Origin of the sequence: Thioclava sp. 'Guangxiensis' (genome assembly GCF_045348365.1) — a bacterium.
Classification (GTDB): domain Bacteria; phylum Pseudomonadota; class Alphaproteobacteria; order Rhodobacterales; family Rhodobacteraceae; genus Thioclava; species Thioclava kandeliae.
Window position 1 is genome coordinate 1,335,116 of the sequence record NZ_CP155822.1, and the last position, 17,922, is coordinate 1,353,037.

Annotated in this window: 15 protein-coding genes; 11 read left to right on the plus strand and 4 right to left on the minus strand. The window is 65.1% G+C overall.

Annotated features, from left to right (window positions below):
* The first annotated feature begins 126 nt into the window (after positions 1-126).
* From ABEB22_RS06600 to ABEB22_RS06610, 3 genes are all read left to right on the plus strand, one after another.
* Positions 127-771: a hypothetical protein gene (locus ABEB22_RS06600; protein ID WP_339113667.1), complete on the plus strand. Its 645-nt coding sequence runs from the start codon at positions 127-129 to the stop codon at positions 769-771.
* 226 nt (positions 772-997) lie between these two features.
* Positions 998-1,762 carry a DUF6478 family protein gene (locus ABEB22_RS06605; protein ID WP_406871091.1) on the plus strand — a complete coding sequence of 255 codons (765 nt, stop codon included), beginning with the start codon at positions 998-1,000 and terminating at the stop codon, positions 1,760-1,762.
* 30 nt (positions 1,763-1,792) lie between these two features.
* Positions 1,793-2,143, plus strand: coding sequence for a hypothetical protein (locus ABEB22_RS06610; RefSeq protein ID WP_339113665.1), 351 nt, complete (start codon positions 1,793-1,795; stop codon positions 2,141-2,143).
* A 12-nt stretch (positions 2,144-2,155) separates the two neighbouring features.
* Here ABEB22_RS06610 and ABEB22_RS06615 read toward each other — a convergent pair whose 3' ends face one another.
* A complete protein-coding gene (locus ABEB22_RS06615) occupies positions 2,156-4,066 on the minus strand; it encodes a bifunctional 2',3'-cyclic-nucleotide 2'-phosphodiesterase/3'-nucleotidase (protein WP_406871092.1) in 1,911 nt (636 codons plus the stop codon).
* Between the two features lie 194 nt (positions 4,067-4,260).
* On the opposite strand from ABEB22_RS06615, the gene nudC reads away from it, so the two are divergent.
* On the plus strand, positions 4,261-5,199 hold the full coding sequence (gene nudC / locus ABEB22_RS06620; RefSeq protein WP_406871093.1) for an NAD(+) diphosphatase: 939 nt from the start codon (positions 4,261-4,263) through the stop codon (positions 5,197-5,199).
* Positions 5,200-5,295: 96 nt separating this feature from the next.
* Positions 5,296-5,745 carry an SRPBCC family protein gene (locus tag ABEB22_RS06625; protein ID WP_339113662.1) on the plus strand — a complete coding sequence of 150 codons (450 nt, stop codon included), beginning with the start codon at positions 5,296-5,298 and terminating at the stop codon, positions 5,743-5,745.
* A 42-nt stretch (positions 5,746-5,787) separates the two neighbouring features.
* On the opposite strand, the gene ABEB22_RS06630 is transcribed toward ABEB22_RS06625, so the two are convergent.
* On the minus strand, positions 5,788-6,636 hold the full coding sequence (locus tag ABEB22_RS06630) for a prephenate dehydratase (protein WP_406871094.1): 849 nt from the start codon (positions 6,634-6,636) through the stop codon (positions 5,788-5,790).
* Between the two features lie 129 nt (positions 6,637-6,765).
* Here ABEB22_RS06630 and ABEB22_RS06635 point away from each other — a divergent pair, with 129 nt between their 5' ends.
* The 3 genes from ABEB22_RS06635 (at position 6,766) to ABEB22_RS06645 (ending at position 12,412) form a co-directional block, all read left to right on the plus strand.
* Positions 6,766-7,587, plus strand: a complete 822-nt coding sequence (locus tag ABEB22_RS06635) for a uracil-DNA glycosylase (protein ID WP_406871095.1) — start codon at positions 6,766-6,768, stop codon at positions 7,585-7,587.
* Between the two features lie 93 nt (positions 7,588-7,680).
* Complete coding sequence (locus tag ABEB22_RS06640; protein WP_406871096.1) at positions 7,681-9,117, plus strand: efflux RND transporter periplasmic adaptor subunit; 1,437 nt, start codon at positions 7,681-7,683, stop codon at positions 9,115-9,117.
* Position 9,118: 1 nt separating this feature from the next.
* Positions 9,119-12,412: an efflux RND transporter permease subunit gene (locus tag ABEB22_RS06645; protein WP_406871097.1), complete on the plus strand. Its 3,294-nt coding sequence runs from the start codon at positions 9,119-9,121 to the stop codon at positions 12,410-12,412.
* Here the strand turns inward: ABEB22_RS06645 and ABEB22_RS06650 are convergent, their stop codons facing one another.
* Positions 12,413-13,261, minus strand: coding sequence for a protein-disulfide reductase DsbD domain-containing protein (locus ABEB22_RS06650; RefSeq protein ID WP_406871098.1), 849 nt, complete (start codon positions 13,259-13,261; stop codon positions 12,413-12,415).
* Between the two features lie 198 nt (positions 13,262-13,459).
* Between ABEB22_RS06650 and ABEB22_RS06655 the strand changes: the two genes are divergently transcribed.
* Positions 13,460-14,020: a YqgE/AlgH family protein gene (locus tag ABEB22_RS06655; protein WP_339113656.1), complete on the plus strand. Its 561-nt coding sequence runs from the start codon at positions 13,460-13,462 to the stop codon at positions 14,018-14,020.
* 18 nt (positions 14,021-14,038) lie between these two features.
* Here ABEB22_RS06655 and ABEB22_RS06660 read toward each other — a convergent pair whose 3' ends face one another.
* A complete protein-coding gene (locus ABEB22_RS06660; protein ID WP_406871099.1) occupies positions 14,039-14,992 on the minus strand; it encodes an L-threonylcarbamoyladenylate synthase in 954 nt (317 codons plus the stop codon).
* Between the two features lie 155 nt (positions 14,993-15,147).
* Here ABEB22_RS06660 and ABEB22_RS06665 point away from each other — a divergent pair, with 155 nt between their 5' ends.
* Positions 15,148-16,812: an acyl-CoA dehydrogenase family protein gene (locus ABEB22_RS06665; RefSeq protein WP_406871100.1), complete on the plus strand. Its 1,665-nt coding sequence runs from the start codon at positions 15,148-15,150 to the stop codon at positions 16,810-16,812.
* Complete coding sequence (locus ABEB22_RS06670) at positions 16,809-17,852, plus strand: MBL fold metallo-hydrolase (RefSeq protein WP_406871101.1); 1,044 nt, start codon at positions 16,809-16,811, stop codon at positions 17,850-17,852. Before ABEB22_RS06665 ends, ABEB22_RS06670 begins: the two co-directional genes overlap by 4 nt.
* Positions 17,853-17,922 lie beyond the last annotated feature (70 nt).

Below are 17,922 nucleotides of genomic sequence, written 5' to 3' on the forward strand. Positions count from 1 at the left end.
GAACTGGCGGATAGGCTGCCGCTTTGACCGCGGGAACGATCACAGAATTGCGGGGTCGCTTGCCCTTTAAGGTGCGACCTCCTAAGCCTTGAGGCAACTTGACGCGCTGAGGAAAGGGTGACCGGAATGTCGATCTTGCAGGTAAAACTGGGCGTGGCCGTTCTGGTATCGGCGCTCGCACTGGCCGGTTGCCAGACCACGACGGGCGGGCGGGCCACGGGCACCGTGATCGCGGGCGATACGGTCCTGAGTGCGCCTGCAGGCTATTGCGTGGCGGGGGAGGGCAATCCCGGCCAGACCGAGAATAACGTGATACTCTTTGGGGACTGTGCGGCGGTCACCGACGATGCGACGCGGCAGGGCGCTCCGCATCCGGCGATGCTGTCGGCCACGGTCGGGCCCAAGATGACCGGCACGCTCAAGAGCCGTTTTCCGATGATCGAGGCCTTCTTCCGTTCGGCGGCAGGGCAGGCGGCCATTGCCCGCTCGGGGCGCAGCGATGATGTCGATATCCTGAAATCGCAGAGCTCGGGAGATATCCTTCTGCTGAAGGTGCGTGACCGTTCGCTGGCCGAGGAATTTCCCGTTTCGGCGGAATACTGGCGCGGGGTGACCTCGCTGGAGGGGCATCTGACCGCGCTGTCAGTCATGCCGCTGAACACCCAGCCGATGAGCGATGCGCAGCAGCTGAAGCTGCTCAAGGATTTCGTAGGGCGGTCCGCTGCGGCAACGAAGGCGCATCTGGCCCGACAGGCTCAGCCCGCGCAATAACGGCTGCGCGCTAACCGGTCCCTGCCATAACCGGTCTGGATCAGGCCGCAGCTCGCGGAATAACTCGCCTCCGGCGGTTCTGGTCAGGAAGCCGTGCCGCCATATCTTACGGCAGATGAAATACGAAATAACCTCAGGGGCTTCTGATCGCGCAGTCTTGACGTAACGCAACTTGTCTGCTTGGTCTGATAGTGACGGGGCGCAAGTCGGGGAAGCGGGGCGGAAAATGGCGCAAAGACAGAGCGGTCTGATGGACCGGCTGGCATTCAGGCGGATGCAGCGGCGCTGGGAGAGGGCGCAGAAAGCAGCACGGTTGCGGGGTGCGGGCGATCTGTCTGAGCTCTGGCGCGAGGTCACCGAGCTGACGCGCACGGGGGAAGCCCTGTGTCATACGATTTCCTGCGAGCGGGCGGCGCGTTTCGCGCGCAGCGAGACGATCGAACGGCCCTTGGGGTGTGACTGGGCATGGCGGCCACCGGTTATGACCCTGCCGGTCGCGCCGGACCAGCTGGCGGGGGCCGCCTCGGGCAGTCTGCTCGGCGAGGGGATGAAGCTGTTCCATGACTGCCCGTCGCAGGAGATAAGCCTGCGCCAGATCCGCAATACCGGCGCAAGCGCCACGCCTTTCGGCATCGAGCTGGAGGTGTTCGGCTTCCATGGCAGTTTCCTCTCGCTGGTGCTCGATCTACCCCAGGATGCGGTTTCCGGCTTCCGGCTGCATCATCTGGTCGAGCTCGATCTCGATATGGAGATGGAAGAGCCCCGTCCTGTCTATTGCCGTTTCAACATCCAGCACGGGCCCAATCATGACCAGCTTCTGGGCCAGATGCCCGAGGGCGGCGGGGTCGTCCAGTTCGATCTGGCCTATACCAAACTCAACGAGAAGCGGCTCGAGAAAGCGTGGATCGATCTGCTCTTCGAGGCGCCCGCAATGAACAAGATCACGCTGCGTGATATGACGCTTCTACGCCATCCGCGTGCCGATCTCTGACCCGAACTCTTCTCCGAAGGAGCCCCGCCTATGACTGTCGAATTCTCACGCCTGCGCGCCGGTGAATGGATCGTCGAGCTGTCTGCCCCGGGACAGCCCGTTCTGGAGGTCAGTTGCCACGGAACGGTGCTCGAGGACGGGATATGGGAGGATCTCGGAGAAGGACGCTGGCGCCTGCGCCAGCCACTGCCGGTGCAGATGCTGGAGGAGGGGGCCCAGACCCTCCTGCTGGCGGAACACTCGGGCGAAGTGGTCGCGCGGTTGCCCCTTCTGGCGGGCGCGCCGGTCGCACAGGAACTGGTTGCGCAGGTCGACCGGTTGCAGGCAGAGCTGGATCTGCTCAAGCGCGCCTTCCGCGCGCATTGCCGCGACACACGGTAGCCATCGCGCGGTTCAGCCCAGTGTGCCGCTGCGGCGGACCTCTTCGAAAAGCTGTTTGCACAAAGTGACGGTTCCGTCCTCGCGATGCTCCTCGACCGAAAGCCCGAACCTGCCCATCTGGGCGGTATAGGCCAGCGCGCCGGCGCCGGTGATAAGGCGGGCGTAGGTATCGGGCTGATCCCTGAACTGCCAGATCGGCTCGGGCTGGGGATGCACGGTTTCCCAACGGCGCGCGGCCTCGATCAGCATGTCGCGGGAGGCGACATCCGGCCCCAGATCGATCCGCAGCGCCTCAAGCCCCGTAAACTGACCCGCGAAGGCAGAGCGGTAGTTATTGGTCGCCACGACGAATTTCTGGGTATCCTCGACGGGTCGCCCCTGATGGCGCATATCGCGGATACGCCCGTGCCCCTCGCCTGTCGCTGCCCCTTGCAGATCAAAGGCAGGCGGGGCCGAGATGTCGATCTCGTAGGTCAGGCCCAGCATGACGTCGAAATTATAGGCGGGGACGCTGGGGCGGATCAGTGTCTGGCCCTGCGAGCCAGCGGGGATCGTCTCGAAAACGATGGCGGCCCGCTCGAGCCAGCTCTTCAGCCCGGCACCGTCAATGATGACGGCAGTGACGATATTGGGGAATAGATAGATCTCGCTGAGATTGCGGATACTGAGCGGGCCGGGTTTCAGATCGAGATAATATTCCGCCCCTGATCTCCCGCCCGATTTGCAAGGGGCTACAGCCGAAAGCAGGGGTAATTCCCCTTCGATCCTGCCTTCCAGCAGGGTTCGCACATGCTCGCGCTGGGCATGGGCCACGAAGGTCAGGGCGGCATCGGGCGCGGCCAGCGAGAAATAGCTGTGCAGCGGTACATCGAGCCGCGCGATACGCTGCCGGCTATGGCGCTGCACCTCGTCATGGGCCTGTGCCGTGCAGGCCACGATTCTCGGCGCCTCGGGCACGCTGGGCGTCTGGCGGACAGGGATGGCCTGCACCTGCGCGCGGGCCACCTGCCACCCCTGAGCATCGTGATGTAATGTCAGGTCGATCTGCCCCAGATGGCTGCCGAAATGGCCGGGCGTGACGGTTGGCACGCCATGCAGGACGCCGTGCTCGGGGTCGATCCAGTCCCGCGCGGGCACGTCAGGACCGGGGAAAGTGATGTGGTCATGGCCGGCAATAAGCGCATCCAGCCCCTCGAGGCGGGCCAGAAGGGTCGCGACATGCTCGGCATGGGGATCGTCCTCGCGCGCATCGGGGTCGATGCCGGTATGGGCAAGCGCGACGACCAGATCGCAGCCCTGCGCCTTGAGTGTCGCGATCTCGTCTCTGGCGGTATCGACAATGGCACGGCTTTGCAGTCGGCCGGCCAGAAACGCACTGTCCCACAGGATGAATTGCGGCGGTAATACGCCAAAGACCCCGATCCGAAGCATATGGACCGTGCCCGCCTCATCGGTCAGCGCCCGCTCGATGATCGTATGGGCTTGGGTCAGCGGCGCCCCCTGCGCGGTCAGGGCATTGGCCGCAAGGCAGGGGAAACGCGCGTCCGACAGGCTTTCGAGAAGGAATTCCAGACCGTAATTGAATTCGTGATTTCCCAGCGCTACCGCATCATAGGCCAACGCATTCATCGCCTCGATCACCGGATGGGGCGCGGCGGGACGCCCGGTGCGGTTGCGCGCCCAGTATTCGGTCAGCGGCGTTCCTTGCAGGAAGTCTCCATTGTCGAACAACAAAGTGTTCGGACAGTCGGCGCGGGCGGCGTCGATCAGGGTTGCCACCCGCGCGAGCCCGCAGCTGGTATCCTCACGGTCGGAAAACAGGTCATAGCCCCGCACATGCCCGTGCAGATCCGTCGTTGCCAGAAGGCGCAGACGCAGGGGTGTCACTTGGCCGTTATGCGGCTGCTGCGTGGGCACGGGCATCGCATTCCTCTCGAACGGGCGATCCAAGATCGCCTTTTGTCACTCATACCATATTAACCGCGCTCAACCCTAAGGTGTATTTGTGACATCAGGTCACGGAGGGAAAAGCTATACTCTTTTGACGATTAAGGCCTAAATTCGTAACACTAAGCAAGCGTATTGCGTAACCAGACTTAAAATCGGGGTCTCCCTTCATGTCATCTGCTGCTTCTGGCCGAATCCTTCCATCGCAAGGACCGTTTTTCCACGACCGTCGGACAGGGCTGGCCTTTGCGGGGGGCGGGCTGGACCGTGCCGGGCTTTCGCGTGAGATGCCCGATCTGGCGGATGCGTGGGTTCTGGCGGTGGCGCAGGGGCAAATCCTGTGCTGCGGCGATCACGAGGCAACGCCCGTTCTGGGGCTTCTGCCGGCTTCCGCGCCGTTTTTTTCGGGGCAGGCGGGCACGCAGGTGCTCTTGGGGCAGGTCGAGGGAAAGATGATCGTCGCGCGGGATCTTCCGCCCGACATCTCCGCCCCCGAGGGTCATGGTTTCCGCGATCTGCGCGAGGTGATGACGGATCTGACCCCGCTCGAGGCCGAGCTGTCGGCCACGGCGCGCGGGGTGCTCGGCTGGCACCGCAGCCACGGGTTCTGCGCCAGCTGCGGCCAGAGATCCGAACCGGTGCAATCGGGCTGGCAGCGGCAATGTCCGTCCTGCGGGGCCGCGCATTTCCCGCGCACAGATCCCTGTGTCATCATGCTGGTGACCCACGGCAACGACCTGCTGCTGGGGCGTAACCCCAATTGGCCGGAGGGGATGTATTCCTGTCTCGCGGGCTTCATGGAACCCGGCGAGACGGTCGAGGCCGCCGTGCGTCGCGAAGTCTTCGAGGAAACCTCGGTAAGCGTTGGCCCCGTCCGGCCCGTGGCCTCGCAGCCTTGGCCCTTTCCGGCCTCGCTGATGATGGGGTGCCATGCCGAGGCGCTCAGCCGCGAGATCGTGACGGACCCGATCGAGATCGAGGATGCACTCTGGATCAGTCGCGAGCGGCTGTTGCAGGTGATGGCGGGGCGCGATAGCGTGATACGCGCGCCACGTCGCGGTGCCATTGCAGGTTGGTTAATGCGGGAATGGCTTGCAGACCGTCTGTGAATGGCGTCTAGATCAGACCTAACGTCATGATCGCCGTGATCTTTTCAGTTGGCATGTGCCAAGGAGTGCCGGATGAAATTCTCGACCAGAGAAGATATGCCTGTCCCTGTTGAGTTTGTCTTCGACGAGCTCAGCCGCTTCGATGCTATTGAAGAGGTTGCCCGCGAGCGTGGTGTGAAACTTCACCGCACCGACCAGCTGGAAGGCGCGGGCAAAGGCGCAAGCTGGGAGATCGCTTTCCGCCTGCGGGGCAAGATGCGCAAGCTGACTGCGGAGGTCACGCGGTTCGAGCGTCCGGAGGCGGTGGGGCTTTCGGGCGAATCGTCGAGCTTCCTGATCGAGACGGTGATCCTGCTGACCGCGCTGTCGCGCACCCGCACGCGGTTGCAGGTCGGGCTGGATATACGTCCGCGCACGCTGGGCGCGCGGCTCATGCTGCAATCGGCAAAGCTTGGCCGCTCCAGTCTCGACCGCAAATTCGCCGACCGCATATCGAAGCAGGCCAAGGAGATCTCGGCCCGCTACGAGGCATCGGGTCAGGCGTGATCTGCGGGCCCTAGCTGCCCGCATTGGGTTCCGTGCGGCCGCTTAGCCGCAGATTTCCTGACGGATCGGATCTGCCGGATAGACGCCGAGGATTTCCATCATATCGGTGAAATAGGACAGCTCCTCGAGCGCCAGTTTCAGATTGGAGTCCTCGGGGTGGCCTTCGACATCAGCATAGAACTGGGTTGCGGTGAAATTGCCGCGCACCATGTAGCTCTCGAGCTTGGTCATGTTCACGCCATTGGTCGCAAAGCCGCCAAGCGCCTTGTAGAGGGCGGCCGGAATATTGCGCACGCGGAAGATGAAGCTGGTCATCATCCGCTCGGAACGGCGCGAGAAATCGGGCTGGCGCGACATAACAAGGAAGCGGGTCGTATTGTTCGAGGCATCCTCGATATGGCGAGCCAGAACCTCGAGCCCGTAGATATCGCCTGCCAGCTCCGAGGCCAGTGCCGCAACCGAGCGGTCGCCTTTTTCGGCCACGATCTTGGCGGAGCCTGCGGTATCGGCCCCCACGATCCGGTGCAGGTTATGAGCGCTCAGGAAGTTGCGGACCTGCCCCAGAAGGACGGTATGCGACATCGCCGATTTCACCTCGGACAGCTCTGTGCCGGGCAGGGCCAGCAGGTTGATATGCACCCGCACGAACGCCTCGCCGATCACCTTCAGCCCCGAGGATGGCAGCAGCTGGTGGATATCGGCCACGCGGCCATAGGTGGAGTTCTCGACCGGCAGCATGCCCAGATCGGCCTCGCCCGAGCGAACGGCCTCGATCGCATCCTCGAAGGTCCGGCAGGGCAGGGCCTCCATATCGGGGAGCGCATCATGGCAGGCCTGATGGGAATAGGCCCCCAATTCACCTTGAAAAGCGATTTTTCCGGTCGTGGTCATCGGGTTCTTCCTGTCTGTTTGCCAAGCTGCCTACCGCCAGATTGCCTGCAAGAAAAGGAAAATATCGTCGGGAGCTGTGCAGCAGGTAGGGGATTTACCGTCTGGAGCCGCGCGACTAAGATGCGCGTCATGACCATGCACAACCTCCCGCCCTCCGATCTGAGCTATGATGCCGCCCTCGCGGCGCTCGAATGGCTATGCGAGCTGGGCGCGGACGAGGCGCAGGGCGACGGGGCGGTGGATTGCTACGCGCTGCCCGACCGGCTGGCCAAGCCGGAGGTCGTGCAGGCCGCACCTGTTATGGCCGAAAAACCGGCGGCGCCTGTGCGCGTTCAGGCCGTGCCACAGGTCGATCATGTCGGGCTGGCCGCGCAGGCGGCAGGGCAGGCGCGCAGTCTGGCCGATCTGCACGAGGCGCTCGATGCGTTCGAGACCTGCGAGCTACGCAAGGGCGCGCGCTGCACGCTGCGTGCCGAAGGGCCCGAGAATGCGCGTGTTCTGGTCATCGGCGACGCGCCCGATCGCGAGGACGAGCGCGCAGGCCGTCCGTTCACGGGGGCGCAGGGGCGGATGCTCGACCGGATGTTTGCCGCCATCGGGCTGGGGCGCGAGGCCCCCGACCGCAATGCGGCGCTCTTTGTAGCGCCGGTTCTGCCGTGGCGCCCGCCGGGCCAGCGCGAGCCCGAAGCCGCCGAGATCGCGATGATGCGCCCGTTCCTGATGCGGATGGTCGAGCTGGTGGATCCCGATATTGTGGTCCTGATGGGAAATGCCGCCTGCTCGGCAGGGATCGGCAAACGCGGGATTATCCGTCTGCGCGGGCAATGGGCCGAAGCTTTTGGCAAGCCCGCGATCGCCATGTATTCGCCCGCCCAGCTTCTGCGCCAGCCCGAGGCCAAGCGCGATACATGGGCCGATCTCCTGTCGCTGCGGGCGCGGCTCGACGGCTAGACCTGTCGTAGGCGGCCAAGTTTTTCTATGCGGCACCGGCAAAGACTGGCACAATGGTCCAACCTCGCCCGATAGTTCCGGATACGCGCATAGATGCATTTTCTTTCACGCAGCCTTGGCGGAATTTTCCTGTTTGCCCTGACGCTTGGCCTGCTTGCCACGGCGGTGGCCGTGATGCGGATGGGCCCGTCCGGAACGGATCGCGGATCCGCAAGAGCGCCCTCGGAACGTATTTATGCCGCCGATGTGGTGGCGCTTGAGTATCAGGATCTTCACCCCGAACTGACCGCCTATGGCGAGATCCGCTCGACACGGCGGCTGGAGCTGCGTGCCTCGAGCGGGGGAACAGTTGTGGAGCTGTCGCCTGTCTTCGAGGATGGGGCAATGGTGCGGCAGGGCGATGTGCTGGTGCGGCTCGATCCGGCGCAGGCGCAGGCCGCGCGCGACAGTGCGGCTGCCAGCCTGTCCGAGGCCGAGGCGGCTCTCGCGCAGGCCGGACGGGCGCTGGTGATCGCCGGCGATGACCTGAAGGCCGCGCAGGCACAGGCCGCGCTGCGGCTCAAGGCGCTGCAACGCCAGCAGGATCTGAACACACGCGGGATCGGCTCGGCGGCGGTCACCGAGGAGGCCGAACTGGCCGCCTCTTCCGCTGATCAGGCCGTTCTGTCGCGCCGCTCGGCGCTCTCGCAGGCGCAGGCGGTGCTCGATCAGGGGAAAACCACGCTTAGCCGCGCGCGGATCGATCTGGCCGAGGCCGAGCGCGAATTGTCGGAGACCGTGATCCGCGCGGGCTTCGACGGCATCCTCGGCGGGGTGATGGCGGTGCAGGGCGGGCTGGTCTCGGCCAACGAGATGCTGGGCGAGCTGATCGACCCGGGCGCGCTGGAAGTCTCGTTCCGTGTGTCCACCAGCCAGTTTTTGCGGCTGACCGATGAGGGCGGTGCCTTGCTGCCACTGGAGGCGCAGGTGCGGCTTGAGACAGCGGAGGCGCAGGTGCAATCGTCGGCGCAGCTCCTCAGGGCGGGGGCAAGTGTCGAGGCGGGCACGGCGGGACGGCTTCTTTACGCGCGCCTTGCGGAGACGCGCGGCTTCCGGCCCGGTGATTTTGTGACCGTGACGCTGAGCGAGCCGCTTCTGGCCGATGTCGCGCGGCTTCCGTCACAGGCGGTGGATGGGAATGGCGAGGTGCTGGCGCTGGATGGCGAGAACCGCCTTTACGCCGCGCAGGCGCGCATCCTGCGTCGCGAGGGCGATACGGTGCTAGTGCGCTCGGATCTGCCGCAGGGCACGCTGGTCGTGGCGCGGCGCAGCCCGCTTCTGGGGCAGGGGATCAAGCTGCGTCCGCTAACAGAGGCATCCCATGACCAGAGCCTGATCGACCTGACCCCCGATCACCGTCAGGCCCTGATGGAGGCCGCCGAGCGCGATACGGGCCTTAGCACCAGCCAGCGCGAGAGCCTGTTGAGCCAATTGCAGCAGGACCGCGTGCCCGCTGCCGTGATCGACCGGCTTGAACAGCGGGGCGGCTGAGATGGGGCTGATCGGGCTTTTCACCCGCCATGCCACGCTGGCCAATATCGTGCTGGTGGTGATGCTCTGCGCGGGGATCGTGGCCGCCCCCAAACTGCGGGCGCAGTTCTTTCCCGATACGGTCAGCGACGAGATCGATGTTTCGGTTGCCTGGGAGGGGGCGGGCGCCGAGGATGTGGATCGCGCGATCATTCAGGTGCTCGAACCGTCGCTGCTGAGCGTCGAAGGGGTGGCCGCGACAGAAAGCACGGCCCGTGAAGGCCGCGCCGAGATCGAGCTGGAATTCGAGCCCGGATGGGATATGGGCCGCGCGATGGATGACGTGCAGAGCGCCATCCAGCTGGCGGGCGATCTCCCCGAGGCCGCCGAGACCCCCGAGATCCGGCAGAGCGTGTGGCGCGATACGGTCACAGATGTGATCATCACCGGTCCGCTCGCCCCCGAACAGCTGGGCCGTCTGGCCGACGAAATGATGGCGCGCCTCTATGCCCAAGGCGTGACCCGCACCACGCTCTCGGGGATTGCCGCGCCCGAGGTAAGGGTGGAGGTGCCCACGACCTCGCTGATGGCACATGATGTCAGCCTGAGCCGGATCATCGCGGTGATCCGAGCCGCCACAGATGCCACGCCGGCGGGCGATGTGGCCTCGGGGGCGGCGCGGGTGCGCGCGGGCGAGGAGCGCCGCGAGGCCCGCCAGATCCGCGATCTGGTGATCCGCACCGATGCCGATGGCGCGGCGTTGACGCTGGGTGATGTCGCGCGGATCAGCGTGGAGGGCGCGGCGCGCGAGCGGGCCTATTATGTGGGCGCCAATCCCGCGATGACGATCAATGTGGCACGCTCGGCCCAAGGCGATGCGATCGCCCTGCAGGGCAAGGTCGAGCAGGTCGTGGCCGCGATGCGCCCCGATCTGCCCGCCAATACCACGATCGAGCTGGTGCGCAGCCGGACCGAGCGGATCGTGGCGCGGCTCGATCTGCTGGTCGATAACGGTCTGGTCGGGCTCGGTCTTGTGCTGGTGCTGTTGTTCCTGTTTCTCAATGCACGCACGGCGATCTGGGTGGCGATGGGTATTCCCGCCTCGCTCGCGGCCGGTCTGGCGGTGATGTATCTGGGCGGTATGACGCTGAACATGATGTCGCTTTTCGCGCTGATCCTGACCTTGGGGATCGTTGTCGATGATGCCATCGTGGTGGGCGAGCATGCCGATTTCCGGGCCCGCCATCTGGGCGAGCCGCCCGAAGTGGCTGCTGAAATGGGGGCGCGCCGGATGCTGGCGCCGGTCTTTGCCTCGACGCTGACCACCATCATCGCTTTTGCAGGGCTGGTGGTGATCGGCGGGCGGATGGGCGATATGATCATGGATATCCCGCTGACGGTAATCGCGGTGCTCGCGGCCTCGCTGGTCGAGTGTTTCCTGATCCTGCCCAACCATATGTCCCACGCGCTGGCGCATATCGGGCAGCCGCGCTGGTATGATGCGCCCTCGCGGCTGACCAATCGCGGGCTGGACTGGTTCCGACGCAAGGCGATGCGGCCTTTGGTGCGCGGTATCCTCCATGCGCGCTATCCGGTGCTGGCATTTGCGGTGCTGCTGCTGGCGGTGCAGGTGGCCTTGCTGAAAACCGGTCAGGTGCAGTGGCGCTTCTTCTCGCCGCCCGAACGGTCGAGTATTTCGGGGGCCTTTGCCATGGCCAATGGCACCACCCGCGAGGACAGCTATGCCGTCATGCGCGAGCTGCAGGCGCTGGTGGCAAAGGTGGGAGCCGATTACGAGACCGAATACGGGCTCAATCCGGTGACCTATGTGATCGGCCAGCTCGGCGGGGCCTCGGGGCGGTCTCTGGCCTCGGCCGATACCAAGGACACCGACCAGCTGGGCTCGATCTCGGTCGAGCTGGTCGATCAGGATCTGCGCCCCTATTCCAGTGCCGATTTCATCCGCCGCCTGCAGCAGGAGGCGCCCGATAATCCGGCTCTGGAGGAGCTTTCCTTCCGTGGTTTCCGCGCGGGGCCTGGCGGCGACAGCCTTGCGGTGCAGTTTACGGGCGCCGAGACACGGGTGCTCAAACAGGCTGCCGAAGAGTTGAAAACCGCACTATCGGCCTATCCCGAGGTCTCGGCGCTGGAGGATAATCTGGCCTATGACAAGGAGGATCTGATCCTCGATCTGACACCGCAGGGACAGGCACTGGGTTTTGATACGGAGACATTGGGGCAGGAATTGCGCGCCCGCCTGAACGGCACCGAAGCCGCGAGCTATCCTGACGGGGTGCGCTCGGCCACGATCCGCGTGGAATTGCCCGAGGCCGAGAAGACCGCCGATTTCATCGACCGGATGCAGCTACAAAGCCCCGGTGGCCAGTGGGTGCCCTTGTCGGATATTGTCACGGTGCGGCGCGAGGCGGGCTTTTCCACCATCCGCCGCGACGACGGGCTCCGCCAGATCGAGGTGACGGGGGATATCTCCGAGGACGACCCTGAACGCGCCAATGCGATCATGACCGAGATGCAGGACCGCATTCTGCCCGATATCGCGCAGCGGCTGGGGGTCGGCTGGCTGCAGACAGGGCAGGCCGCCGACGAGCGCGCCTTTATGAATGATGCGAAGCTCGGGTTGATCCTGTGTCTCTTGGGGATCTATGTGGTTCTGGCATGGATACTGGCCAGCTGGGCGCGGCCACTGGTGGTGATGGCGGTCATCCCCTTCGGGCTCGTGGGCGCGGTCTGGGGGCATTACCTCTGGGACACGCCCATGTCGATGTTCGCCGTGGTGGGCGGGCTCGGCATGGTGGGGATCATTATCAATGATGCCATCGTGCTGATCTCGACGGTGGATGACTACGCGCGGCACCGTGGTTTGCGCCCTGCGATCGTGGAGGCGGTGGCCGACCGTCTGCGGCCTGTGCTGCTGACAACACTGACCACCGTTCTCGGGCTCGCGCCGCTTCTCTACGAGGGCAGCGCCGAGGCGCAATTCCTGAAATCGACGGTCATCACGCTGGTCTACGGGCTTGGCTTCGGGATGGTGATCGTGCTGCTCTTGGTGCCTGCCGTGCTGGCGGTTCAGGCCGATATCCTCCGGATCCTCGCCTCGACGCGGCGCGGACTGAAAGCGCCGCGCCTTGCGGGCGCACTCTGGTGGGGTATCGGGCTGATCGTTCTGGGGGCGGCGCTCGGCTTCGGACCGGTGATCGCGCGGGGTGGTAGCGTGTCGCAGAGCTGGCTGGTCTTTGCGCCCTTCATTCTGGGCGCGCTGGCCGTGGCCGCGTGGCGCACGCGCCGGATGCGCTAGTTACATCCGCGCACAGCCATCCATTTCGTAGGCATGGGCCTTATCGAGCACCGTGATCCGCAGATCTTTCGGATCCAGATCGAAGGGCTCGGAATTGGGCGGCACCAGATCTGCCGTGGCACTCAGGGTATTCCCCTGATGTGACATTTGCGAATCGGACACCCAGACGGGCTGCGACGGCAGTTCGAAGAGCGCCACTTGATCGGGAGCGGCATCGGACGGTAGCTGTGCCGTTACACGGACCCCGTCGCGGATCGGTGCTATGGTGCAGCGTGCTGTGCTGGGAACCTTTTTGGGCTGGGCTGCCAGCGCCTGTGTGATCACTGCATCCTGCGCGCCTTTGCCCTCCAGATCGGCGGCCAGATCGAGCGAGACGGGGATGCAGATATCATGGCAGATCCCCAGATCGAGATCGGCCTCCAGCTGGATCGGCTGGCTGGCATCTTCTGGCACCAGCTCGATCGGCAGGATCATCTGGTCCTTGTAACCGATTGAGCGCGTTCCGCTTTCCATGAATACCTGCGGTCGCGGCCAGTAGATTTTCACATCCTTCAGATTGCTCGAGGCCTTGAAGTTGAAGCTCGGCGGGATGCCCGCATCGCCCGGATGGCGCCAGTAGGTCTTCCAGCCTGCATCCAGTGTGATGCGGATCGCGGCCATGCGCGTGCCGCTCTTTGTCTGCCAGCCGTCCAGCACCTCGGCATGGCTCAGCCCCATCGGTAGTGGCACGGCCTCGGAGGTGGGCGGCAGGGTCATGGCAAGCTCGGTCGTCTGCGCGAAGGCAGGAACCGCACCACAAACGGTCGCGAAAAGGCCTAATCCCAGCCCAGAAGATGCAAGTCTTGTCATGATGCTCATGAGTTCCGCTTATCGCCAAGAAGACGCTTCCGCAAAGTCACAAACGCGCCAGCAAGGCTAATGGCGGCCTTTTGGCCACATTGACACCTTGAAGAGTGACCTCTTGCGGACCAGTTTGATGGAAAGACATTGCGGACTGGTGCCAATGCGGCATCAGATCGGGACAATGCGGCGCATGAGGAGGCCCTGATGGATCTGAGCGGCAAGATTTTGATTGCGATGCCCGGTATGGGTGATCAGCGGTTCGAACATTCGGTGATCATGGTCTGCGCCCATTCCGAGGAAGGGGCAATGGGGCTGATCGTCAACAAGCCCCTGCCCAAGCCCGATCTGCCCGATCTCTTGGAGCAGCTGGGGATCACCATGACCGCTTCCGATGACAGCAGCGAACGTCCGATCCTGTTTGGCGGGCCGGTCGAGACCGGTCGTGGCTTCGTGCTGCATTCGACCGAGTGGGATGGCGGCGGGCCGGTGATGGAGGTGGGCGAGGAGCTGGCCATGACCGCCACCCGCGACATTCTCGAGGATATTGCCGCAGGCAACGGGCCGGATCGCGCGGTTCTGGCGCTCGGCTATGCCGGTTGGGGGCCGGGCCAGCTGGAACAGGAGATCCTCGATAATGGCTGGCTGATTGCCGATGGCGATGCCGAGCTGGCGCTCTCGGGAGATTACGCCAATAAATGGGTGCGCGCGCTGGGGACGATGGGGATTGATCCCCGCACACTCTCTGCGACCGCGGGCCACGCCTGAGGAGGCTCAGGGGCGGTGTTATGGGCGGGGCGCTGCGGCCCGATCCAGCCGGTCATTGACCGCCAGACCCAGCCCTGTATCGGGCACGGGCGCCACTGCGATGCAGCTGGCGCCTTTTTGCTGCGCCAGCGCATCGGCCTCGCGCAAGAGCCCGAAGAGGCGGGTTGCGGCCTCGGTCGTATCGCCCGCCTCCGAGAGATTGAAATCGGCGCCCGCACAATGGGATCCGAAACCGATCCAGATCTCTCCCGACTGGCGGTCGGTGGCGTTCAGCCGCACCGCCGCGCCCGGTGCATAATGCGATTTCAGCTGGCCCGGCGCATTGGGTTTGTCGGCATTGCCGCCCGTGGGCAGGGCGCGGCCCAGCGTGGCCTCGATCTCCTCGAGTGCCAGCCCGCCGGGGCGCAGGAGCGCCAGCGGATCGAGCGAGAGGATCGTCGATTCGACGCCCACCCCGCAGGCCCCGCCCTCCAGCACCGCCGCGATCCTGCCCGAGAGCCCGTCCATCACATGCGCTGCGGTCGTGGGGCTGATCCGCCCCGAGGGGTTGGCCGAGGGCGCGGCCAGCGGCCCGTCATATTCCTGCAGTAATTTGCGCGCGACCGGATGGGCGGGCATGCGGATGGCCAGAGTGTCGAGCCCAGCGGTCACCAGATCGGAGATCCCTGCATCGGGGCGCAAAGGCAGCACCAGCGTCAGGGGTCCCGGCCAGTAGCGCGCGATCAGCGGCCGCGCCGCCTCGGGGATGGTGACATAGCGCTCGGCCATCTCGACCGAATGCACATGCACGATCAACGGGTTGAACTTGGGCCGCCCTTTGGCCGTATAGATCGCGGCGACGGCCTCGCTGTTGCGGGCATCGCCGCCCAGCCCGTAGACCGTCTCTGTGGCAAAGGCCACCAGTTCGCCTCGGCCCAGCAGGCGGGCGGCCTCGGTATAGCCTTCGGGGGTGGCGGAGAGGAGATCGGTCATGGGCGGTATCGGATCTGTTTGACGTAGCGTCGTGATTGCTGGAAAGAGGCAAGGCAGTAACCTCGTCCCCGTTACAGCCTTGTGCATAAGCCTGTCTGCCGCAAATGCCAAGCGGCTGCCACGGGTCGGGTTGAGGGAGGTCATGGCAGGACATCATGGGTTATCGCGCCGCCGCCGGAGATATCCGTTTCATCCTCGATCATCTCACGCCCTTGCCGCAGCTTTATGGCAGCGCGGCCTTCCCCGATCTCTCGCCCGATCTTGCGGGGTCGATCCTGACCGAGGCCGCGAGGATTTCCGATGAGGTCTTGGCACCCTGCAACCGTGCGGGCGATCTTTATCCGGCGCGGCTCGAGAACGGGAAGGTCGTGACCTCGCCCGGTTTCCGCGCCGCCTATACCGCGCTGGCCGAGGGCGGATGGGTAGCGCTGGCCGCGCCCGAGGCTTATGGCGGGATGGGCCTGCCGCAGGCGCTGGGGTTGGCGGTGAACGACATGATGACAGGGGCCAATATGGCGCTGCATCTGAAGCTGATGCTGACGCAAGGCCAGATCGAGGCGCTGTCGCATCATGGCAGTGCCGAGCAGCAGGCGTTCTATCTGCCCAAGCTGATTTCGGGCGACTGGTCGGGCACGATGAACCTGACCGAGCCGCAGGCCGGATCGGATCTGGCCGATATGCGCACGCGGGCCATCCCCGATGCCGATGGTAGCTATGCGGTGACGGGGCAGAAGATCTTCATCTCTTGGGGCGATAGCGATCTGGTGGAGAATGTCAGCCATCTGGTGCTGGCGCGGTTGCCCGATGCGCCCGCGGGCACCAAGGGGATCAGTCTGTTCGTGGTGCCCAAGCTCCTGCCGGAGGGCGAGCGCAACAACCTGCATGTGGCAAGCCTCGAGCACAAGATGGGGCTGCATGGCTCGCCTACCTGTGTGATGGTCTTCGAGGGGGCCAAGGGCTGGATGGTGGGGGAACCCCATGCCGGGCTCGCCGCGATGTTTACCATGATGAACAATGCGCGCCTGTCGGTGGGCGTGGAGGGGATCGGCGTGGCCGAGGCCGCGCTGCAAAAGGCCGCGCAATTTGCCACCGAGCGGGTGCAGGGCCGCCCGATCATCGAGTTTGCCGGTATCCGCAGGCTCTTGGGAGAGGCGCGGGCCGAACTGTTTGCGGCGCGGGCGCTGGCGCTGAAGGCCGGTGTGGCGCTGGATATGGCGGGGGCCGATCCTGCGGGAGATTGGGCCCTGCGCGCGGCGTTCCTGACGCCGGTCGTGAAGGTCTATGGCACCGAGGTCGGCGCACGTGCTTCGGATGCAGGTATCCAGATCCATGGGGGTATGGGCTTTATCGAGGAAACGGGGGCCGCGCAGTTCTGGCGCGATGTGCGGGTGACGGCCATATACGAGGGCACCAACGGTATTCAGGCGCTGGATCTGGTGGGCCGAAAGATGCGCGACGGGGGGCGGATGGCCTGTCAGCTGTTACAGGAGGTGCAGGAACAGGCCGCACGGGCCCACCGGCAGTATCCCGATCTGGCCGCACCGGTCCGGGACGCGGCCGAGGCCGTGCGCGCGGCGGTCGAATGGCTGGTCTCGCAGGACCAGACCACACGGGCCGAGGCCGCGGAAGATATGGTGCAGGCCCTTGCGCTGGTTCTGGGGGCGGGAGCGCATCTGGAGGCTGTGCTGGCCGATCCGGACCGTCGGGCGCTGGCGGCGGTGCATATCGGGCGGGTGCTGCCGCGCTCTGCGGGCGCGGTTGCCGCCATGCGGGCGGGCTCTGGACTTCGGGCGCTTTCGCTTCCAGATTTGGGGCTATGACAAGCCCTCTCTCCGCCCCCCGATCCATCCGCTATCCCTGGCCCGAGCCGCCCGCCCCGGGCACGCTCTGCGAGGTGGCGCCCCGCATCTTCTGGTTCCGGCTGCCGCTACCGATGGCGCTCGACCATGTGAATGGCTATGCGCTGGACGAGGGTGACAGCTGGACGCTGGTCGATCCGGGGGTGGACCGGCCCGCCTGTCGCAAGGCATTGATGGCGCTTCTGGACGGGCCTCTGGCCGAAAAGCCGGTGAGCCGCGTCGTGGTCACCCATCACCATCCCGATCATATCGGGCTTGCGGGATGGCTGCAGGGGCGGGGCGCCGAGCTGTGGACCACGCGCACCGCATGGCTGATGGCGCGGATGCTCCAGCACGATGTGCAGGACCGCCCCGATCCACAGACCGTGGCTTTCTGGCGGGCGGCCGGGATACGGGCGGATATGCTGGAAAAGCGGTTGCAGGAACGGCCTTTCAACTTTGCCGATTGCACGGCGCCGCTGCCTCTGGGCTACCGGCGGCTGGTCGAGGGCGAGCGGATCGAGATGGCGGGGCGGGAGTGGAACGTGCGGATGGGCAATGGCCATGCGCCCGAACATGCGACCTTCTGGAGCGGCGATCTGGTGATCGGTGGGGATCAGCTGCTCCCCTCGATCTCGGCCAATCTGGGTGTCTATGCGACAGAACCCGAGGCCGATCCGGTCGCCGAATGGATGGCGGCCACGCAGTCCTTCCTGCCTCTGGCGCGCGAGACCCAACTGGTTCTGCCCGGCCACAAGCTGCCCTTTACCGGCCTGCCCACGCGGCTTGCCCAGATGATCCAGAACCATGATGGCGCGCTGGACCGCCTGCGCGCGCATCTGGGCGCTGGCCCGAAGACCGCCTGCGAGTGTTTCGCGCCGCTTTTCAAGCGCGAGATCGACGAGGGCACCTATGGGCTGGCGATGGTGGAGGCGGTGGCCCATCTTAACCATCTGCTGCATCTGGGCGAGGTGCGGCGCGAGCCGCGCGCGGATGGCGCGTGGCTCTGGCATCTGCTCTGAGCCCTGCGCCAGATGTGAGCCCGCGTGTTCTAAGGCCGTGTTTTTATGATCGTGCCCTTGGCAGAACAGC